The sequence below is a fragment of the Flavobacterium limi genome, from assembly GCF_010645075.1.
Lineage (GTDB): Bacteria > Bacteroidota > Bacteroidia > Flavobacteriales > Flavobacteriaceae > Flavobacterium > Flavobacterium limi.
On sequence record NZ_JAADZV010000007.1, the window covers coordinates 182,050 to 202,457 of the forward strand.

Here is a 20,408-nt window from a genome sequence, read left to right on the forward strand (position 1 = left end):
TGTTACAATATTTGTTTATTAGTGTTAATTTTTACAAATTACCATAAACCACAATATAATGCGCATAACTTAACTTATCATCAAGCCATTCAATAAGTTCTCTCAGAAAACGGTTTTCTCCCAAATCGTTACTTTTTATTTCGGTTATTTTCCCGAGAATAAGTAGACCCGTTTTGTTGTCAAAAAAATTATTTCCAATTCTGTCAAATTGATCTTCGATTGTATTATTCCACGGACTTTGCATTGGAAAAACAGATTCAAAAATTTCTAAAACCAAATCAAAATCTTCTGTTGCAATAAAAGCATCGTTTCTTTTGGTTGTTTTATACAATTCTCCATTTTCATTTTCAGGCCATAAAATAAACCCGATTTTTGAATCTAAAAATTTGTCTGTTCCAATTCTAACAGGCTTTTGATTAATTTTTTCAACCGCTTTTATCAAATCATAATCATGAATCTGATATTCTTTTCTTGCCGTTTCTTCATCGCAATCAGTTATTTTACAAATCTCAATAATATTTTCATTGTGAAAATCCTTTTCAGAAAGTTCAACGTCGCCTTTATTCTTTTTAAGAAGCTCAATTGCCTTGTTTAAAGGAATTGAAATTTTACTTCTTAATGCTTTTATGCTTTCTGTATTCATTTAAGGAATTCAAAGTTTCATGTTTCTTATATACCTCCCCATAAGGGACCAGCCATTGAATTGAAACAAATTTTGAGCAGTCATTTTTCAGATCTGGAGACCAGTCAATTAAAATTGCTGTACCTCCATTTTTAATTTCATCTTTTACAAACTCATATGTTTTAGTAAAATAGACTGCTCCTTCTCCTCTCAAATCAAAAACTATATTTTTTGTTTTTGAAAAAACTGCAGTTAATGAAAGCCTTTTTTTCTCGCTTATTCCAAGATCTTTCACTTTATCTTTTTTAGTAAAAGTATCGATTTCAAAAATTTTCGAAACTATTGAACTCTTTAAATCAGCATTTTTCTTTAAATAACTACCTACAGTAATAGGATTAAATATTCTTTTAAAAAAAGATTCTCTTAAAGGATTTGATGCAAATGTTAAAGGTTCATATATCCTGACATTTTCGTGTTTCTCTTTTCCCGTAAAAACAGCTACTAATTGTGCTTTTAAACAATCAAAATGAGATCCACCATCCAAATAAATAATAATCAATTCTCCTTCTCTTAACTCAAAAGGCGGTATAAAATATTGATCGGTTCTTATTCCTTTACTTTCAATTAGCAGTTCTTTCATTTTATTAAATCAAAATCATGACAATATACAAAATTGAATTATTAAAAGTATTCTTGGAATATCAACAATAAACTTTCTTATGGAAACAAAAGCCGCGTAAGGGATAGAGGTGGTATCTCCCGTTTTAGCCGAAATCCCGACCATTGGGACATGCCACGATAAAATTCTGAACATTTTGAGAATAAGTTGCTGATATTTTCTCAATATTGTCATTTCGACGAAAGGAGAAATCACACAAATAACTCGACAAAGATTGACCATTTCTTTGCGGAATTCCTAGTGTGATTTCTCCTTTCGTCGAAATGACAGAACTTTGCGCTTATCAAGCTTTGTCGAGTTACTTTCGGGGACTCTTCGTTCCTCAGAATGACAAGATTGAGAACAAACTTCGCGACTTTGCGAGCAAAAAAAACTAGCGTCCTCTTGCGTAAGATTAGCGAACTTTGGGGTTAAAATTAAAACGAATCAAAATCTTCAACAAATAGGAAAACTTTAATAAATCAATTTTACGATGATTACTTAAAATATGTAATTTTGAAATTCGAAGTTCAAAAACGAAACAATTATGAAATATCATCAAATAAACAGTGCCCTTTTTATAAAAAACCGAAGAAAGTTCGCAGCAGAAATGAAACCTAATTCTGTTGCCATTTTCAATTCCAATGACATTTACCCTATTAGTGCCGACAGTACGATGCCGTTTGCACAACACCGTGATATTTTTTATCTAAGCGGTGTCGATCAGGAAGAAAGTATTCTGCTTTTGTTTCCGGATGCACCTTATGAAAACCAGAAAGAAATGCTTTTCCTGAAAGAAACCAGCGAACACATTGCGATTTGGGAAGGCGAAAAACTGACGAAAGAACGTGCTTTTCAGGTTTCGGGAATCAGGACTGTTTACTGGCTGCAGGATTTTCATAAAGTTTTGAACGAAATGATGACCTACGCCGATACGATGTACATCAACACCAACGAACATTACCGTGCTGCTGTTGAAACGGAGACACGCGAAGCCCGTTTTGTAAAATGGTGGAAAGAGAAATATCCGGCACATAATGTCGCAAAAAGCAATCCGATTTTACAGCGCATCCGTTCTGTAAAAGAAAGCGAGGAAATCGATTTGATTCAGAAAGCCTGTGATATTACCGAGAAAGGGTTCCGCAGACTGCTTCCATTCGTAAAACCAAATGTTACGGAATACGAAATCGAAGCCGAACTGATTCATGAATTCATCCGCAACCGTTCTAAAGGTTTTGCTTATACGCCAATCATCGCTTCGGGAAACAATGCGAATGTTTTGCATTATATCGAAAACAACCAGCAATGTAAAGCCGGAGATTTGATCTTACTGGACGTTGCGGCAGAATATGCAAATTATTCAAGCGATATGACCAGAACGATTCCGGTTTCAGGTAAATTTTCAGATCGTCAAAAAGCGGTTTACAATGCGGTTTTACATGTAAAAAATGAGGCTACCAAAATGCTGACGCCAGGAACGCTTTGGAAACAATATCATGTTGAAGTGGGTAAAATTATGACTTCAGAATTATTAGGTTTAGGATTAATTGACAAAGCCGATGTTCAGAACGAAAATCCTGACTGGCCGGCTTACAAAAAATATTTCATGCACGGAACTTCGCATCACATGGGACTGGACACGCACGATTACGGTTTGCTTCACGAACCTATGAAAGCAAATATGGTTTTTACGGTTGAACCGGGAATCTACATTCCGGCAGAAGGTTTCGGAATTCGTCTGGAAGACAACGTTGTGATTCAGGAAAAAGGAGAGCCTTTTAACCTGATGCGCAATATCCCGATTGAAGTGGATGAGATTGAAAGTCTGATGAACTCATAAAAAACAAAGCCCTTAATACTTTAAATATTAAGGGCTTTTTAATTTATAGAAACCGGTTTATTATCCGATTTTTGCTATTTGAACATCTAATTCAAATTTACCTGTAGCTTCATTTTCGTTGATTAGTTCGAAAAGCTCTAAAGCTCTTCTTGCATTTTTCTCTTCTTCTCTTTGCTCAGCTACATACCACATCATAAAATCTTCTGTAGCATAGTCATTTTCAGCTCTGCATTTTGCGATTACTTTATTTATTGCCTGAGTAACGGCAATTTCGTTTTGTAAAGCTATTTCGAATACTTCCCTGAAAGAAGCAAATTCCTGCTGTACTTCCGGAACAGATGGCGTAACTGCAATCCCTCCCATATCTGTAATGAATTTGAAAATTTTCAGAAAATGCTCTCTTTCTTCTTCAGCCTGCTTGTACAAATACGATGCTGTATTTGCAAAACCGTTTCTATCCAGCCATGCTGCCATAGCTAAATATTTGTTAGAAGCATCACTTTCTAATTTTGCCTGTAAATTCAATATATTTTCTACGCCTTCAGTTAATGACGTGCTTGTTCTTAGTAAATCTTTCATAACCTTTAATTTTTATACGTGTAAAATTACAAAAATTAAAGAAGACAGCCCTAAACGCCTAAAAATTTGGATTTAATCTAAGTAAGAATCTAAATAAGCTCAACATTCACAATGTTGCAAAGCATTGAGTGTAAACTGAGAGTGAATTTAGTTCCGTTTAATAATTCTCTCAGCTGTACTATTTCGCAGATGGTAAGATTTCTGGAGAAGTTTCTTTTAGTAGTTTCAATCAGCTGTGCATCAGCGTTATCAGACAAATCATAAAGCATATCTAAAATATCAACACTATTAACCTTTCTCTGAAAAATCAAAAAATCATGAATTTTATAACTTGATACTGTATCAGTAAAATTAATAATGATACTATTGGTCAAATCACATTGGTAACTGTATCCTTTTTCGGTTTCAAATAATACTTTGGTGGTCAAATCACTAACTAATGCCATTCTGATAAAATTATAACGGTGCAAAAATATATAATTTACATCAAAAAAACACATAATTAAGACTAATTTAAAATAACAAAAGCTGTTAATGTTTTTAAAATATCTTAAGAACATCCAAAAACTGTAACATTGTAAAGCATCAAACGTCTTATTTGAAAATAAAAACCTTAGAAATTATGCAGGCACACGAAATAGATTATCAGATTTTTGGAGAAGAAATGCAGTACGTTGAAATAGAACTGGATCCACAGGAAATTGTAATTGCCGAAGCCGGGAGCTTTATGATGATGGAAAACAATATCCAGATGGAAACCATTTTTGGCGACGGTTCACAACAACAGGGATCAGGTTTGTTTGGCAAACTTTTAAATGCCGGGAAAAGGGTTCTTACTGGCGAAAGTTTGTTTATGACAGCATTTTTAAATCAGGGGAATACCAAAAGAAAAGTTTCATTTGCATCACCTTATCCCGGAAAAATCCTTCCGATTGATTTAACCGAATTTCAGGGCAAATTTATTTGTCAAAAAAGTTCCTTTTTATGCGCAGCCAAAGGCGTTTCTGTTGGAATAGAATTCTCTCAGAAACTGGGCCGCGGCTTATTTGGCGGTGAAGGTTTTATCATGCAGAAAATTGAAGGTGACGGGATGGCATTCGTTCATTCGGGAGGAACAATGGCTAAAAAAGTATTAGCCCACGGCGAAATCCTGAAAGTCGATACGGGATGTATTATTGGTTTTACGAAAGACGTCGATTATGATATTGAGTTTATTGGCGGAATCAAGAACTCCATTTTTGGAGGCGAAGGCTTATTTTATGCTACTTTGAAAGGCCCGGGAACGGTTTATGTACAATCATTGCCTTTTTCAAGACTGGCAGACCGCATTATTGCATCAGCACCAAGATCCAGTGGAAACAGCCGTGATGAAGGAAGCCTGCTCGGTGGATTAGGAAATCTTTTGGATGGGGACAATCGATTCTGATTTATAAAAATGGCTTATTGCTGATGCATTATATCTGCCTTATCTGCCAAATCTGCGTGAAAAAAATTTACTCTCGCAGATTCTGCAGATTGAGCAGATTATTTTTTTATTTCTTTTCATTTAATTCAGAAATGGAATCCATTTTTCATAAAACCAAAGGCAGACCTTTCGACCTGCCTTTAACAAACAACCAACCAAAAATTATTTTTAATATCCGTTATTACCAAATTCTTTTGCATTTGAAATAGCATCCAAAAACGATCTTGGAATTGGTCTCACCTTATGTTTTTCTTCAACAAAATTTGTCCCTGCAATTGGATTTGTCTGATCCAGATAAGCTTTATTTAATTTTCCTGTACGTTTTAGGTCAATCCATCTGGTGTGTTCACCGGATAACTCTCTTGCTCTTTCTTTTAAAATAAAATCAATATTCATTTGAGCATCTGATACCAACATTTCGTTTTGTCTTGATGTTAAAGCTGCTCTTTTTCTTAAAGTATTTACATAACCTGCAGCCTTAGCCTGATTGTTGTCATTCAAAATTGCGGCTTCTGCTGCAATCAGATACACTTCTCCCAGGCGAATAATCGGAATATCACCTAACCAATACTGATTGCTCTGGCAATACAATGCTGCAGAAAATTTTCGCATAGCAGGAAAAATATTAATCAGATTTGGATCGTTTGGATACAGTGTCGGATCCTTATACCTGTTTGTACCCGGCTCAAAAAGATCACTTGGATCAGCAACAAGCACAGGCATTTTACTCTTAACAGCAGGATCAATATTCCAGTTAGGCGTAAAAACAGACAGACCTTCATCATTATTCATGTTGATTTGCTCCTCTATTTTTTGAGAATAAAAATTAACCGTTGGAGCTGCCTGTGCTAAAGTATTTTTGATAGTATAACCTACTACTGAAGCATCTTTTTTATAAGCAGTAGCCATTGTTTGTGTAATCGTTTTGTTGGTTACGGCATAAAACTTATAGGTAAATGTTTCTGCAAAACGAGTATCTGCAGGCGATTCTACCGGAGAAAATACTTCTGTGAGCAGGTATTTACTTGGCTTTAGTAAACGGCTGTTGGCCCTTCCGTACAAAATGCTGGTTGCTCCGGCACCCCATTCGGCACCTCTGGTTGCTAAATCAGGCAAATAATACTGTCTTGTTCTTCCTCTGTTAAAACCTTCCGGATTAAGACCCCCTGGATCAATTCCCTGAGTAAACAAAAATTCTGTATTTTTCTTGTTGTTATTACCCTCCCATAGCTTCTTAAATCCCGATTTTGTATTATCGCTCAAATACAAAGCAGTATTGTATTTTGAAGGATTATTAATTAATTCTTCAGCTGTTTCCAACGCTAATTTTGCATATTCCGAAACGTCTCCTAATCGTGTTCTTTGCAGATAAACTTTGGCCAGCAATCCATAAGCAGCTTTTTTGGCAACACGTCCTTGTAAAGTCTGCTGAACCGGAAGGTGTGTACAGGCAAATTTTAAATCCTCTATAATTAAATCGTAAAATGCTTCTTCAGAACTGCGTACAGGTGCATTGTCTGCTCCTTCAATAATGGATGATTTTGTTCTTAAAACGACACCTCCAAATTGTTCCACCAATATAAAATTGCAAAAGGCTCTTAAAAAATAAGCTTCCGCCAATTTAGCGTTCATTTCATCTGTCGTTGAATACCCATTCACATCTTTTGAATAATAAATCGCTGTATTGCAAAGATTTATGGTTGCATATGTTGTACCCCAGATTACTTTAATGTTTCCATCGTCAGGATTTAACTGGCTGGCATATTGTGCATAGCCAATTCCATTATTGCTTACATTTTCCCAGGAATCTGTTCCTGCTTCTGTAGGGGCTATGTAATCAACCTTTCCGTGTAAGAAATACAAATTCTCGTAACAACTGTTAATTAATCCTTCGAATCCTGGTCTTTCACTATAGGATTTATCCAGAGAAATCGTGGTAAGGTTTTTTTCGTCTAAACTGCAGGACTGAATTAATCCGGCCATACAAAACATTAAGACGGTTACTGATTTTAAGTTTATATATTTTTTCATACTTTTATAATGATACATTAAGACCGAAAACAACTTGTTTAAATAATGGGAATGAATCAGATCCTCCGTTTTCCGGATCTACATCCTTGAGTAAATGACTGCGGCTGAAAACAAAAGGGTTGTAAGATGTCAGATAAAGCCTTAGAGAATTCAGACCAGCCCTTTTAAGAAAATCCTCAGGCATAGAATATCCTAAAGTAATATTCTTGATTTTTATATAAGAGGCATCTACAAGCTCTAATCCCGACTGGAATTGTGTATTAAAGCTACCTCCCGGCCTTGGAAAATCATTGGTAGGATTATCCTGTGTCCAGTAATTATAGGTCTCAGGCTGTGCTTCTTTATTCCAGTAGCCAAGTACCTGAGCACGCATCATTCCGCCATACCTTCCGTTTACAAATACCGTAAAGTCAAAATTCTTATACCTGAATGTATTTTGCATCCCAAAGAAATAATCCGGAACATTGCTGCCCACAATCATTCTGTCTTTCGTAGAATAAACGTGTACTCCGTTATCAGACACTCCATTGGCATCAAACTGCTCTACTGTCTGCAGTTTAATATCTCCCGGTTTAGCTCCATACAAAGCAGCTTCCGCTTCCTGGCCCAATTGCCAGATTCCTATTTTTTTATAATCATAAAAAACCCCTTGTGAAGCCGGAGTTTCTCCTATAAACAGCCCTTCTGAAATTAATTGACTAACACTTAGATTCCCTAAATCAATATCTGTCAGTTTTTCTTCAGCTCTTGTATAGGTGAATGAAGTACTCCATTTGAAATTTTCATTGTCAATATTTTTAGTATTTATAGCAAGTTCAAATCCTCTGTTTTCAGAAGAAGCAATATTAGAAGTCTTTTTATAAGGTGTTTTTGCATCATAACCTCCTGAACTGGTAGGCAAACGGCGATCCCATAAAATACCATCGGTATTAGTCCAGTAATATTCGGCTACTAAGTCAATTCTGTTATTCAATACTGAAACATCCAAACCTAAGTTTGTATTTGTAGAACGTTCCCAGGTTAAATCCGGATTTGAAATATGCTCAGTAGGCACATACATAGGCAAGGCTGTACTGCCACCTAGGGAAAGACTGCTTGTTTTAGTTGAAGTACGGGTCAGACTGGAATACGGATCAATATTTGCCGATCCTGAAACACCATAACCCAGTCTTAGTTTTAAATTATTTAGCCACGAATTCGTTCCCTCCATAAAGCTTTCGTCACTAATACGCCAGGCTACTGAGGCAGATGGGAAAGAGGCCCATTTATTACCCTCAGCCAATGGAGAAACGCCATCCCAGCGATTGGTTAGCTGAAAAAGATACCTTCCTTTAAAACTATAATTGATACGTCCGGCAAATGACATTCTGTTAAACTGGCTGTACGTATTCATTCTGGTAGTAAGATTTTTTACAGATCCCATGTTATGATACTTGAAGTCATCATAATCTATACCGTTACCGCCTAAATAAGATCCTTCAGACCTGCTATCGGCCCATGAAGTAATACCTGTCACTGTAAAATCATGGTTTTCGGCTACTTTAAAATTATAATTTAATATGTTTTCCCATATGTAACTGTAATCCAGTTCTACATCATAAGTTGCTTCACTTGCTGTTCTTCCTTCAGACAACAAATTATATGAATTTTTGTTCTGGAAAGTACCCGCTTTGTTTCCTGAAAACTTAGTTCCTAAATTAGATCTTAACTTCAAATTTTTAGCAAATTCAACCTCCAGATAAGGGTTAAACTGTACATTATAAGCCATAGTTTCATCCACAAAAGCTCCCGGGTAATTATTTGCCAAAATACTAATGTAATTCGGATCTCCTTCTAATGGATAAAGGTTTACAGTACCATTCTCATCAAACGGCACACCCAAAGGATAAATACCATAAGCTTTATTAATTCTGCTGTTTGTTGTGGATCCTTTGCGATAATTTAAAATCAACTGGAAACCAGTTTTAAATTTATCGCTAAATTTAAGATCCACTCCTCCTCTGGAATTTATACTATTCACTTTATCGTTTTGATAAATTCCTTCTTCACCCATATATCCTAAAGAAAAATAACCCTGGACTTTTTCTGAACCGCCCCTCATAAAAAGATTGTGGTTTTGCTGTGTTCCTACCTGTAAAGTTTCATCAATCCAATTGATATATTGTCCTTTTTCAATTGCAGCTATAGCGGCAGCATTTAAACCTAAGTCGGTTAAATTAGCAGCTTCATAACCATTGTCCAGATAAAACCTGTCGCGCTTGTAATTTAACCATTTATCTCCTGTAAGCGGAGCAGGAAAAGAGGAGAAGCCATTTAATCCAAAATAGCTGTTTAAATCAATTTGAAGTTTTCCTGCTTTTGCTTTTTTGGTTGTAATGATAATAACTCCATTCGCTCCTGAAGAACCATATATTGCAGTAGATGAAGCATCTTTTAAAACATCAATAGTTTCAATATCATTTGTATTCAGATTATTAATGCTTGAAGGAATTCCATCCACAATATACAACGGATCCTGACTGGCTGTCAAAGACCTGTTTCCTCTCAATAAGACTTTTGGAGCTGTTCCTGCTTTTCCGGATCCGCGTTGAATATCAAGACCTGAAACCCTTCCCTGAAGCGCCTCCATAGGACTAGCGACAGGGTTCAGAACAATATCAGATGATTTTACTGTCGCCACCGCTCCTGTCAAATCTTTTTTCTTTACCGCACCATAACCGACAATCACCACTTCATTTAGTGCCGAATTTTGCTCATTTAAGATTACATTCAGAGACTTGCTTTGACCAATTGTTACCTCCTTGTTCTCAAATCCGATAAAAGAAAATACCAAAACACTGTTTGATCCGCTTACACGGATAGTAAACTTTCCGTCTAAATCAGTCGACACTCCATTATTAGTTCCTTTTTCTATAACATTTGCTCCTGGTATTGGCATATTTTTAGAGTCGGTTACTACTCCTGTAATTTCAATACCTTGTTCCATTACTAATTTCTGGACTGAGTTTTTTTCCAACAGATTTACCTGTTCTTTCTTCTTTACCAATATAATCTGACGATCATTTACACTATAAGAAATATTAGTATCCCTAAATACCTTTTCAAGTATCTCGTTTATTCCTTTTTTCTTAACATTGATGGTAACCTTTCTGTTTAGGTCAATTATACTGCTTTCAAAAATAAATCTGTATTCAGAAACAGACTCAATTTTGTTAAACAGCTTCTCTACAGAGGTATTATTGATATTTAATGTCAGCTTTGTATTTTGCGAATAGACACCTGCCTGGATTTTCATCAAAGAAAGCATCAATAGTAACGTGGTTAGTTTCATTTTCAGGCTAATTTTAGGCAAATATGGACCAGGCCAATTCCTCTTAATTATTTTTTTCATAATTTTGGATTGATTTTAAATGATTTAATTTCGAATACGTCGTTTAAGAACACATTTACTAAATCGGGAAATATTGGTAGTATTTTCCGGTTTTTCTTCTTGTATTTCTTAAAAAAAATTACATCCTCACTTCATAAATTAGTTTTTAATTGGTTAATAAATAGTTAGTATATTTTTATAAGCCTTCCTTCTTTCGTATAGGTAAAGCCCTGAATTTTGCTCATTGTTTCTAATACCTTTTCTATACTCTCAATATTCTTATTGAAACTGGCATTGAATTTTTTATCTAAAATATTCTTTCTGTTATTTTCAATAGTAACATCGTAAGTCCGTTCGAGTTTTATTATAATATCCCTAAAAGCTGTTTTCCTGAAAACAATTTCTCCGTTTATCCATTCGGTATAAAAACGGGTATCAACCGCTTCTACAGCTATCTCCGTATTTTTACTATTCCACGATCCCTTTTCACCCGGAACGAGCATGGCTTTTCTATTTGCAGCATCAGACAAGCTGACCGAACCTTCGACCAACACCGTATTGATATCTGCATCTTCTTTGTAAGAGCTCACATTAAACTTTGTTCCTAAAACTTTTACATGAACACCTCTTGTTTTTACAATAAAGGGATGGGCTTTATCTTTTGCAACATCAAAAAAAGCTTCACCTTCTAAAACAACTTCCCTTTTATGCCCTTTAATAAACTGAACCGGATATCTCAAAGAAGAACCTGCATTCATATTTACCTGTGTACCATCTGAGAGTGTTACTTTAAAAGTTTTTCCATATGGAATTTTAAGTTCGTTATAAACCAGTTTATCCATCGAATTTGCAGAACGATAATTAATTTCATTATTTTTTTGAGAAGCAACGACTTCTCCGTTTTTCTTGATGATTTGCTTTTCTCCATTAGGGCTTAAAACCTGAATATCTCCATTTTCCATAACCAGTTGGATGGCATCAGAAGGAATTTTTATTTCTGTCTGTTTACCCGTTTCGTATTGAAAAACATAAATCAAACCCAACACACACAAAAACACTGCTGCATACTGAAAAATATTTCTCCAGTTTATTACAACTGACTTTTTATTCACATTTATTTTGTCTTTGAATTCTTCCCAGTTTTTACCATCATCCATCGCTTCTACAAATGCCAATGCTTCTTCAAGCAAGCCATTACGCTGAAGCTCTTTTATCAATTCCTGCTCTTCTAAGGGTAATAATTCTATTTTAGAAGCATCAAAATCTCCTTTGTTTACTATTTCCCTTAGGATATTAATCAATTTTGGATCTGGATTCATTGTTTTATATAAATGTTATTTTTATATATGTTAGAAAAAAAGTTTTTCAGGGTGACAACTAATCAATAAATTTTGATTTTTTTTACACATTACAAAAAAAAACTAACTTTTTATTCTAAATTTGACACACGTAATCCGTTACAAAACAAATAAATGCCACTCTTAGATGTCACGTCAGAAAGATTTAAAAATATTTGAAACCTTGTACAAAGAGCATTTCGTCTTTTTCTGTTTAGTCTCTTTCAGTATAGTGAAGGACAGGGATGTAGCGAAAGATATTGTACAGGATTTTTTTATTTATCTCTGGGAAAAAGAAGACTCCCCAAACTTTACTGTTTCATTTAAGGCATATGGTACAAAAGCAGTAAAAAACTTAAGTCTGCAGTATTTAGAAAAAAACAAGACAATAAGCCTGCAGAACAACAAAATAGTACTTCCAAAATCTGAAGAGCAATTTGCTTTTGAAAATACAGAAGAAAATAAAAAATCCGGAATTCATACTTTAATTGAAAAGATCCCTCAGGCCAGAAGAGAAATTTTTATGCTGCACGTTGTTGAAGGTCTTAGTTATGCAGAAATTGCAGAAAACCACAATATCTCTATAAACACGGTAAAAACACAAATGAAAAGAGCTTATGCTTCTTTGAGAGAATCAAAAAATTCTTCACTTTTAAATTTTATCATGTATTTCATATGGCTTATTAAATAGTTATTTTTGCTATTTAAATTTTTTATTTTGAATCATATTCTCTACAAAAACACAAAAATATCCTATTCCGATACCGGAAAAGGAACCGCAATTGTCTTACTTCATGGGTTTCTGGAAAACAAAAAAATGTGGAAAGACTATGTTATTTTATTCTCTGAAAACTATCGCGTAATCACAATCGATTTATTGGGTCACGGTGAATCACACTGTTTGGGTTATGTTCATGAAATGGAAGAAAATGCTAATGCTGTTAATGAAGTTCTGAAATATTTAAACATTGAAAAAGCCATAATTCTGGGACATTCAATGGGCGGTTACGTTGGTCTGGCTTTCGCCGAATTATACCCGGAAAAAATACAAAAACTGGTTTTACTGAATTCAACTTCCAAAGAAGACAATACCGAAAAGAAACTAAACAGAACACGAGCTATTAAAGCGGTAAAACAAAACTATGTCAGCTTTGTTAGCTTGGCAATTGCCAATTTATTTAGTGAAAATAATCGTGAACGTCTTGCAAATGAAATTGAAAAAGTAAAAACAGAAGCGTTAAAAACACCTGTACAAGGGATTGTGGCCTCATTGGAAGGAATGAAAATCAGGAAAGACAGAGAAAGTCTTTTAAAACGAAATCTTTTTCCGGTCTTATTGATTTTAGGCAAAAAGGATCCTGTTTTAAATTATGATGAAAACATATCACAAATCGAGAATACAACGGCAGAACTTGTTTCTTTTGAAGACGGACACATGAGTCAAATTGAGAACAAGGAAGATTTGAAAAAAGTTCTCTCGGATTTTTTCAGGGATTAAGATTATTTAAAAACAGAAAAAAGACCGCTCATCAATGTGAAACGGCCTTTCTTCATTATCGGGGGCAAAATCTTAGTCGTTTTAATTTTGACATTTTATTGTCAGGTTTCTAAAAATAGTATTTTTTTAGACGCGACAAAGGTATTCCAATAAATATAACTTTTCAATGAATGACTGTTAAAAAAAGGCCTAAAATAAGCTTCTTCCATCACTTTTATTGATAACACATCAATTCGTTATTTTAAAAATAAACTGCACAAAAAATCTTAATAAATAATTCATATCTCATTAAAAAACAATCAGATAAATTAATGATATTTAATTCTTAATTTGAGAATTATGAAGATTTAAGCAATAAAGACTATACTATTACCTAAAAAAGGCTTTTTGAAGGCAATACTTCAATTTCTTATTGGAAAACAGTTGTGGACAAATAACCTTTCTCAACCAGATCTTCCTTTTCATGGACAGTATGTAGTTTACCCTCTTTAATCAAAACTAAACGGGTAGAAATTTTCAATACATTTTGATAATTATGATCCGTAATAATTATTCCTTTTCTCTTTGCATTTGTTTTGATCAATTCATTCACGACATCAATCATAAGTGGCGATAATCCATTATAAGGCTCGTCTAACAAAACAAATTTTGAAGAATTATAAAGTACTATTTTAATTTCTAAATAACGTAGTTCCCCACCAGACAAGTGTTTTACCTTTTTCTTTAAAAGAAACATAATGAATTCATCTTCATAAAAACTTTTAATCTCCTTAACATCAATTGACAATGAAATAGCTTTTTTAACAGACAAATAATTCGGAATAAACTGATCCTGATGCAAATAACTAATTTCATCAAACATGTTCGTTGCTTTGTTTTTTGAAATTCCATCAATTCGAATACATTTGTTGGGAGCCGGTACAAGTCCAACGATGATTTTCAACAGAGTAGATTTACCGGAACCGTTTCTGCCTAACAAACCCACAATTTCAGATGTTTCGCATTTCATGTAGATATCTGAAAGTATAACTCTTTCATCAAATCTTTTCTGAATTCCATCGACTTCTAAAATATGTTTTTTCAAAATAATTTCTTTATTAAAAAAATCATCAAACCCATTAAAACTACCGTGAGAAAAGTAAAAAAGTAACTGAATACCCAAAGCTGAATTTTAGAAATTCCATTATTGAAATAAAACAGATAATCGCTTTTTCGATAAAATTCTTTGAAACAAATACTCATTAAAAAACCAAAACTCAAAAACATTGCAAAAAAACAATCAAATCCTCCCAACAAAACAGCAATAGAACATACCGCCAAATTAATACCTAATGTGGTTTTAAAAAACTCGAATATGTTTAACAGTTTTCTGATAATTAATTAATTTTTTCTTCGAATGGAATATTAGCATCAAAAATCTCATTTAATAACAATACAATTTCATCCAGATAATTATTTAAAGTTTCTCTGGCAACAGTACTATCCAATTCTTTATCTTCTTTAAATCCGAACGGCAGAAAACCTGATTTTAAATTTTTAAACGAAATAATCCCTACTTCAATAGGAAACTCGCCCGCTTCTTTTTCAAACATAAAAGCATAGGCCAGCACCTGAATAATTTTATCGTTTTTAAGCTCCTGAGTCAATCCGTTCCATGATTTCAGAATCACATTGGCTTTTTCAACTTTTCCTGTCTTATAATCGATGATTCTTATCTTTCCGTTGCGTAGTTCAATTCTGTCGACATTTCCTTTAATCAAAACAGGAAAAGGAAGCTTTGAATTTATCAGTTCTCTCTCGAAAGTTTTTTCTAAAGCAATAATTTTAATTGCATCTCCATTTTTAATGGTTTCCAATTCCATTTTTAAAAAATTAGAAACATTTCGTTTTGCAACTTCAAAGGCCAAAAGATTACGACCTTTTTTAATTTCCCCTTCTTTATAAACCAACTTAAATTGCCTTAAAACTTCATCATCCAACAACTTAAAACAATTAGAAATATCTTCTTCAGAAATAAATTTTCCGATAAAAGGAGTATACAAAGCCTCCAATGTCCCATGAATAATAGTCCCCAAGGTATTTAAAGCAATATTTTCTTCTACTTCCTCTACCTCCCTAATACGAAGTATTTTTTGAAAATAAAAATCAATCGGATTCCGAATATAACTTGTCAAGGCCGAAGGAGAAAATCCCGTCGCAGCTATTTCTTTCAAACGTTCCATCACAGCATCTGACTTTGGGATTAGCATTGGTTTATATGCCGTTGTTGGCAAGACGGGATTGTAAATATCAAAGGTTAAATTGTGCTTAAGCTGTTTTTCTACTTCCAATTGTGTAATAAAGCGGCTACGCTCGCCGGCATCTAATCCGTCATTTTCAGTATTATAAATCAGATAAATATTTTTAGCTCTTTGAAGCAAATGATAAAAATGATAGGTATAAATTGCGTCTTTTTCTTTAAAAGTTGGGAGGCCAAGTTCTTTTTTGACATCATACGGAATAAAAGAATTTTGAGATTTTCCAGCCGGGAATTTCCCTTCATTCATCGAAGTTATAATTACTGTGTCAAAATCGAGAACACGGCTTTCCAAAACACCCATAATTTGCAAGCCATTTAGAGGCTCCCCTTCAAACGAAACTTCAGCTATATCTACCACCTGCTTATAAATGGCATACAGAGTCTGAATATTATCAATGTGTGTATGCTGAGAATAATAATTGACTAACTTATTGATAACTTTAAAAATAGAGAAAAGAAAAGTTTTTGCTATTTTATCTTCCTCATTGTCATTATTGAAATTTTCTTTTATCAAAAGCAAAAGTGCCAAAATACTTTCAAGGACTGCTAAAGATCCATTTTCCCATTTTTGAAACAGCAGACTAAATAGATCTGACTGATTTAAATTGAGTTCATTTAATCTGGAATAGGTAATAAAAGTATAATTATTTTCTTTTATAATTTTAACCAATTCATTGGTTTTAGCAAAAGGTTCAATCAAAGGATGAGTCAGAATATCAAGTACATCTTTATAATAAAAAACATAATTAGTTCCATTTCTGGAAATAGCGTTTGTATGCATTTTGAACAATTTCGCTATCAAAATTTGCGACGGATTGTTTTTACCTGAATATCCCATAGTAATATTGAGTGCACCTACAGAATTTGGCAAAGAATACAAAACAGGCATCAGCAAATTTTCTTCACCAAGTACAATTGCAACTTTATCAAGGGAAGATTCCGGGTTATCTCTCACTATATTTTGAATAATACTCCCAGCAAGTTTTGCCTGACCAATAGTTTTTGGTGTCCCTATAACCTGAATATTTTTTGATTGAGAAAAATCATCCGCAATCCACTCAAAAGGATTTGATTTATAGTGTTTCCAGTTTTCTTTAAACCGCCGTACAAAGAGGCCTGCATCATGATAGGGGTCATTCAGAAAAGCCTGATCAATATCCCAATAAATTTTTGCCTGATCAAGGGCTAAAAGATGCTGCACTATTTTTTCCTCGGCAGCATTTAAAGCATTAAAACCTGCAAAAATATAGGTCTTATTCGAAACCGTATTTGAAAAATTATTGAGATTTTTTACAGCTTCACGATAAATCAATCCCTGATAGCCAAAACCTTTATTTAGTAAGTGGCTATATAAGACTTCATAATAAACCGGCAGCAATTTCCAAAAATCAATATAATTTTCAAGGAGTTTTGTTTTGTTTTCGACTTCAATTCCCCACTTTTTAATATCTTCAATATCTTTAAGATAAGATAAAACATGTGCTGGTTCCAGAAGATAGCGGTCAATTTCATTAAAATCCTGAAGAAGCGTTTTTGCCCAATTAGCAAATAATTCAAATGATTGCTGATGTTGTTTTTCTGTAATGGAAAGATAAACTTCATAAAATTCAAACAACAGCTCAATTGGATCAACAGAACGAATAGCGGCAACTTCCTGCACAAAATCTTCAATGGAAACAATCTCAGGAGAAAGAATCGTTTTGACAGTTTGCTTCCTTAACGCTTCAATTAAAAAAACCTTAGCTCTTTTGTTAGGAAGTACAATAGTAATTTCAAACAACCTCTCAGCGTAATCCTGAAGTATGGTAGCTGCAATTTTTTCTAAAAAAGAAGTATTTATCATAGGATAAAAATAAAAAAAGCCATTCAATTAAGAATGGCTTTTTAAAATTATTTAGAAAGTAAATTATAGTTTACCTTCATATTTAGAACCAATGTGTCTGATTTCAGTTCTTCTGTTTTGTGCTTTTCCTGCAGCAGTTTTGTTACTTGCTACTGGCTGAGACTCACCAAAACCTTTAGACTCTAAGTTATCTGCACTTACACCTCTTTCGATTAAAGCATTTTTAACTGCAGCAGCTCTGTCTTCAGAAAGTTTTTGATTCAATTTATCAGAACCGTCACTATCTGTATGACCTTCAATGCTGAATTTAGCAGTTGGATAATTGATAAGAATTTGTTTGATAGCATCTAATCTTGCTAAAGTTTCTTTATCTCCAGTTTTGAAAGTAGCTTTACCTGAATTGAAGTAAACTGCTCTAGCCTGTACTTTAAGCTCATCTAAAACTTCAGTAGTTACTTCTGGACAACCTCTGTTACTAGCAGGACCAGCAACTGTAGGACAATCATCATCTTTATCTGCCACACCATCTTTGTCAGCATCTAAGAAAGGACAACCACCATTTTCTTTTGGACCAGCAACTGTAGGACATTTATCGTCTTTGTCAGCAACTCCGTCACCGTCAGTATCAGGACATCCTTTTAAAGCAGCTAAACCAGCAACATCTGGACAAGCATCATCTTTATCAGCAATTCCGTCACCGTCAGTATCAGGACAACCGTTTAATGCAGCCAAACCAAATACATCTGGACAAGCATCACTAGCATCAACAATTCCGTCACCGTCAGTATCAGGACAACCGTTGAATTGTTTCAAACCAGCAACATCCGGACAAGCATCATCTTTATCGTAAACACCATCTCCGTCAGTATCTTTACCTCCAAATTTGAAAACTAAACCTGCAGTATGCTGGAAGTGAGACGGAGCATCTGGCTCATCATTTGCATCTTCTCTATCACCTGCTACAGCCCATTTATATCTTGAAGCAAGTTCAAGACCAATAGCATCTGTAAACCAGAAAGTCACACCAATACCTGGATTTACAGTTCCAAAACTGCTATCTCCAAAGAATGTATAACCTCCACCAACAGATAACGAAGGATCTACAACTTTAGATTTAATTAATTCCTGGAAGCTGTATTTAATAGTAGCATCAATTCCGTAATACATTAAATCTCCAGGATTATCAACTACATTACCTCTTGAATCTGCATTCGCATTTAATGGATCAAAAATAACATATTTATCAATTTTGTTTACCGAACCTTGTAAACCAACAGAGAAACCATGTCCTACATATTTAGTTACACCGATGTAAGATAAAGATGGAAGAATATTCCAGTTGTCTTTAACAGCGAATGGCTGAGAAAAGTGTTGATCAAAAAAACCACTTCCTGAACCAGAACTAGTTCTGGTATCAACGGCATTCACTCCAAAAGAGATAGCCCATGGATTGTTACTGTCCTGTGCTTGAGCATTTAAACCCATAGCCATTAACACAGCAACAAAAAGTTTGTTAAGATGTTTCATACTTATTTTATTTAATTACAATTTAGTTAATTACAGACAAAAGTAACACCTAATTTTTTAAATACAAAATGTTATGTTAAAAAAAACCTACAAAAATTGCATTAAATGGTAATTATATAACTTTTAACATTTGTCCTGTTAACACAAAAGCATTGATTGCCTTGTCCAAATGTTCTTTTGAATGGGCAGCAGATAACTGCACCCTGATTCTTGCTTTCCCTTTAGGAACTACAGGAAAAAAGAACCCAATTACATAAATCCCGTGTTTCAAAAGTTCATTAGCCATTTTTTGAGATAATTTTGCATCATATAACATCACGGGCACGATTGCTGAATCCCCGTCTATAATATCAAAACCAGCTTTTTTCATTCCTTCTTTAAAATAATTAGTATTCCATTCCAATTTATCCCTTAAAACTGTATCTTTTTCCAAAAGCTCAAAAACCTTAATAGAAGCACCAACAATAGCTGGCGCTAAGGAATTTGAAAACAAATAAGGACGTGAACGCTGACGGAGTAATTCTATAATTTCTTTTTTAGCAGTAGTATATCCTCCCATTGCACCCCCCAAAGCTTTACCAAGTGTTCCTGTAATAATGTCAACCCTTCCCATAACTCCTTTCGCTTCAATGGTTCCTTTTCCTGTTGCCCCAATAAATCCAGCTGCATGGCATTCATCTACCATAACCATCGCATCATATTTATCTGCAAGGTCACAAATTTTATCTAATGGAGCTACAATGCCATCCATAGAAAAAACACCATCTGTTACAATTAATTTAAAACGGGCACCTGCTTCATTGGCCTTAATTAATTGTTGCTCCAAATCTTCGATGTTACTATTTTCATAACGATAACGTGCCGCTTTACACAACCGAACTCCATCGATAATAGACGCATGATTCAAACTATCTGAAATTATAGCGTCATTTTCACCTAATAAAGGCTCAAAAACCCCTCCGTTAGCATCAAATGCAGCAGCATAAAGAATCGTGTCTTCTGTACCATAAAAATCAGCAATCTTTTTTTCTAAAGTTTTATGGATATCCTGCGTTCCACAAATAAAACGAACCGATGACATTCCGAAACCATGTGTATCCATTGCGTCTTTTGCAGCCTGAATAACTTCAGGATGCGAAGAAAGCCCTAAATAATTATTAGCACAAAAATTCAAAACCTTTTCGCCTGTAGAAATCGAAATCTCAGCATCCTGGGCAGATGTTATAATACGTTCTTTTTTAAAAATCCCGTTTTCTTCAATTGCCTGCAGCTCACTTTGCAGATACTCTTTTATTTTTCCGTACATTTTTATGTTTTTAATATGTTAAAAATTAATACA

The 20,408-nt window shown here is 34.2% G+C and carries 15 protein-coding genes; 4 read left to right on the forward strand and 11 right to left on the reverse strand.

Annotated elements, in window-relative coordinates:
- Nucleotides 1–31 precede the first annotated feature (31 nt).
- Nucleotides 32–643: a hypothetical protein gene (locus tag GXM16_RS15490; protein WP_163395392.1), complete on the reverse strand. Its 612-nt coding sequence runs from the start codon at nt 641–643 to the stop codon at nt 32–34.
- The gene (locus GXM16_RS15495) at nt 609–1,262 is read right to left on the reverse strand and encodes a hypothetical protein (RefSeq protein WP_163395393.1); all 654 of its coding nucleotides are present in this window, start codon (nt 1,260–1,262) and stop codon (nt 609–611) included. Before GXM16_RS15495 ends, GXM16_RS15490 begins: the two co-directional genes overlap by 35 nt.
- A 565-nt stretch (nt 1,263–1,827) precedes the next feature.
- On the opposite strand from GXM16_RS15495, the gene GXM16_RS15500 reads away from it, so the two are divergent.
- The gene (locus GXM16_RS15500) at nt 1,828–3,120 is read left to right on the forward strand and encodes an aminopeptidase P family protein (RefSeq protein WP_163395394.1); all 1,293 of its coding nucleotides are present in this window, start codon (nt 1,828–1,830) and stop codon (nt 3,118–3,120) included.
- A 60-nt stretch (nt 3,121–3,180) separates the two neighbouring features.
- Here the strand turns inward: GXM16_RS15500 and GXM16_RS15505 are convergent, their stop codons facing one another.
- Complete coding sequence (locus GXM16_RS15505; protein WP_163395395.1) at nt 3,181–3,699, reverse strand: ferritin; 519 nt, start codon at nt 3,697–3,699, stop codon at nt 3,181–3,183.
- 89 nt (nt 3,700–3,788) lie between these two features.
- Nucleotides 3,789–4,145, reverse strand: a complete 357-nt coding sequence (locus GXM16_RS15510; protein WP_163395396.1) for a hypothetical protein — start codon at nt 4,143–4,145, stop codon at nt 3,789–3,791.
- A 176-nt stretch (nt 4,146–4,321) separates the two neighbouring features.
- Here GXM16_RS15510 and GXM16_RS15515 point away from each other — a divergent pair, with 176 nt between their 5' ends.
- A complete protein-coding gene (locus GXM16_RS15515) occupies nt 4,322–5,125 on the forward strand; it encodes a TIGR00266 family protein (protein ID WP_163395520.1) in 804 nt (267 codons plus the stop codon).
- Nucleotides 5,126–5,332: 207 nt separating this feature from the next.
- On the opposite strand, the gene GXM16_RS15520 is transcribed toward GXM16_RS15515, so the two are convergent.
- The 3 genes from GXM16_RS15520 to GXM16_RS15530 form a co-directional block, all read right to left on the reverse strand.
- Nucleotides 5,333–7,195 carry a RagB/SusD family nutrient uptake outer membrane protein gene (locus GXM16_RS15520; RefSeq protein WP_163395397.1) on the reverse strand — a complete coding sequence of 621 codons (1,863 nt, stop codon included), beginning with the start codon at nt 7,193–7,195 and terminating at the stop codon, nt 5,333–5,335.
- A 4-nt stretch (nt 7,196–7,199) separates the two neighbouring features.
- Entirely contained in the window at nt 7,200–10,526 is a 3,327-nt protein-coding gene (locus GXM16_RS15525; RefSeq protein ID WP_163395398.1) for a TonB-dependent receptor, read from the reverse strand.
- A gap of 224 nt (nt 10,527–10,750) precedes the next feature.
- Entirely contained in the window at nt 10,751–11,884 is a 1,134-nt protein-coding gene (locus GXM16_RS15530) for a FecR family protein (RefSeq protein ID WP_163395399.1), read from the reverse strand.
- A 166-nt stretch (nt 11,885–12,050) separates the two neighbouring features.
- Between GXM16_RS15530 and GXM16_RS15535 the strand changes: the two genes are divergently transcribed.
- Nucleotides 12,051–12,593 carry a sigma-70 family RNA polymerase sigma factor gene (locus GXM16_RS15535; RefSeq protein ID WP_163395400.1) on the forward strand — a complete coding sequence of 181 codons (543 nt, stop codon included), beginning with the start codon at nt 12,051–12,053 and terminating at the stop codon, nt 12,591–12,593.
- Nucleotides 12,594–12,620: 27 nt separating this feature from the next.
- A complete protein-coding gene (locus GXM16_RS15540; RefSeq protein ID WP_163395401.1) occupies nt 12,621–13,400 on the forward strand; it encodes an alpha/beta fold hydrolase in 780 nt (259 codons plus the stop codon).
- 409 nt (nt 13,401–13,809) lie between these two features.
- On the opposite strand, the gene GXM16_RS15545 is transcribed toward GXM16_RS15540, so the two are convergent.
- From GXM16_RS15545 to kbl, 4 genes are all read right to left on the reverse strand, one after another.
- A complete protein-coding gene (locus GXM16_RS15545; protein ID WP_163395402.1) occupies nt 13,810–14,484 on the reverse strand; it encodes an ATP-binding cassette domain-containing protein in 675 nt (224 codons plus the stop codon).
- A gap of 292 nt (nt 14,485–14,776) precedes the next feature.
- Complete coding sequence (locus tag GXM16_RS15550; protein ID WP_163395403.1) at nt 14,777–17,542, reverse strand: PD-(D/E)XK nuclease family protein; 2,766 nt, start codon at nt 17,540–17,542, stop codon at nt 14,777–14,779.
- Between the two features lie 63 nt (nt 17,543–17,605).
- Nucleotides 17,606–19,069: an OmpA family protein gene (locus GXM16_RS15555; protein ID WP_163395404.1), complete on the reverse strand. Its 1,464-nt coding sequence runs from the start codon at nt 19,067–19,069 to the stop codon at nt 17,606–17,608.
- A gap of 112 nt (nt 19,070–19,181) precedes the next feature.
- On the reverse strand, nt 19,182–20,375 hold the full coding sequence (gene kbl / locus GXM16_RS15560) for a glycine C-acetyltransferase (RefSeq protein ID WP_163395405.1): 1,194 nt from the start codon (nt 20,373–20,375) through the stop codon (nt 19,182–19,184).
- Between the last annotated feature and the right edge of the window lie 33 nt (nt 20,376–20,408).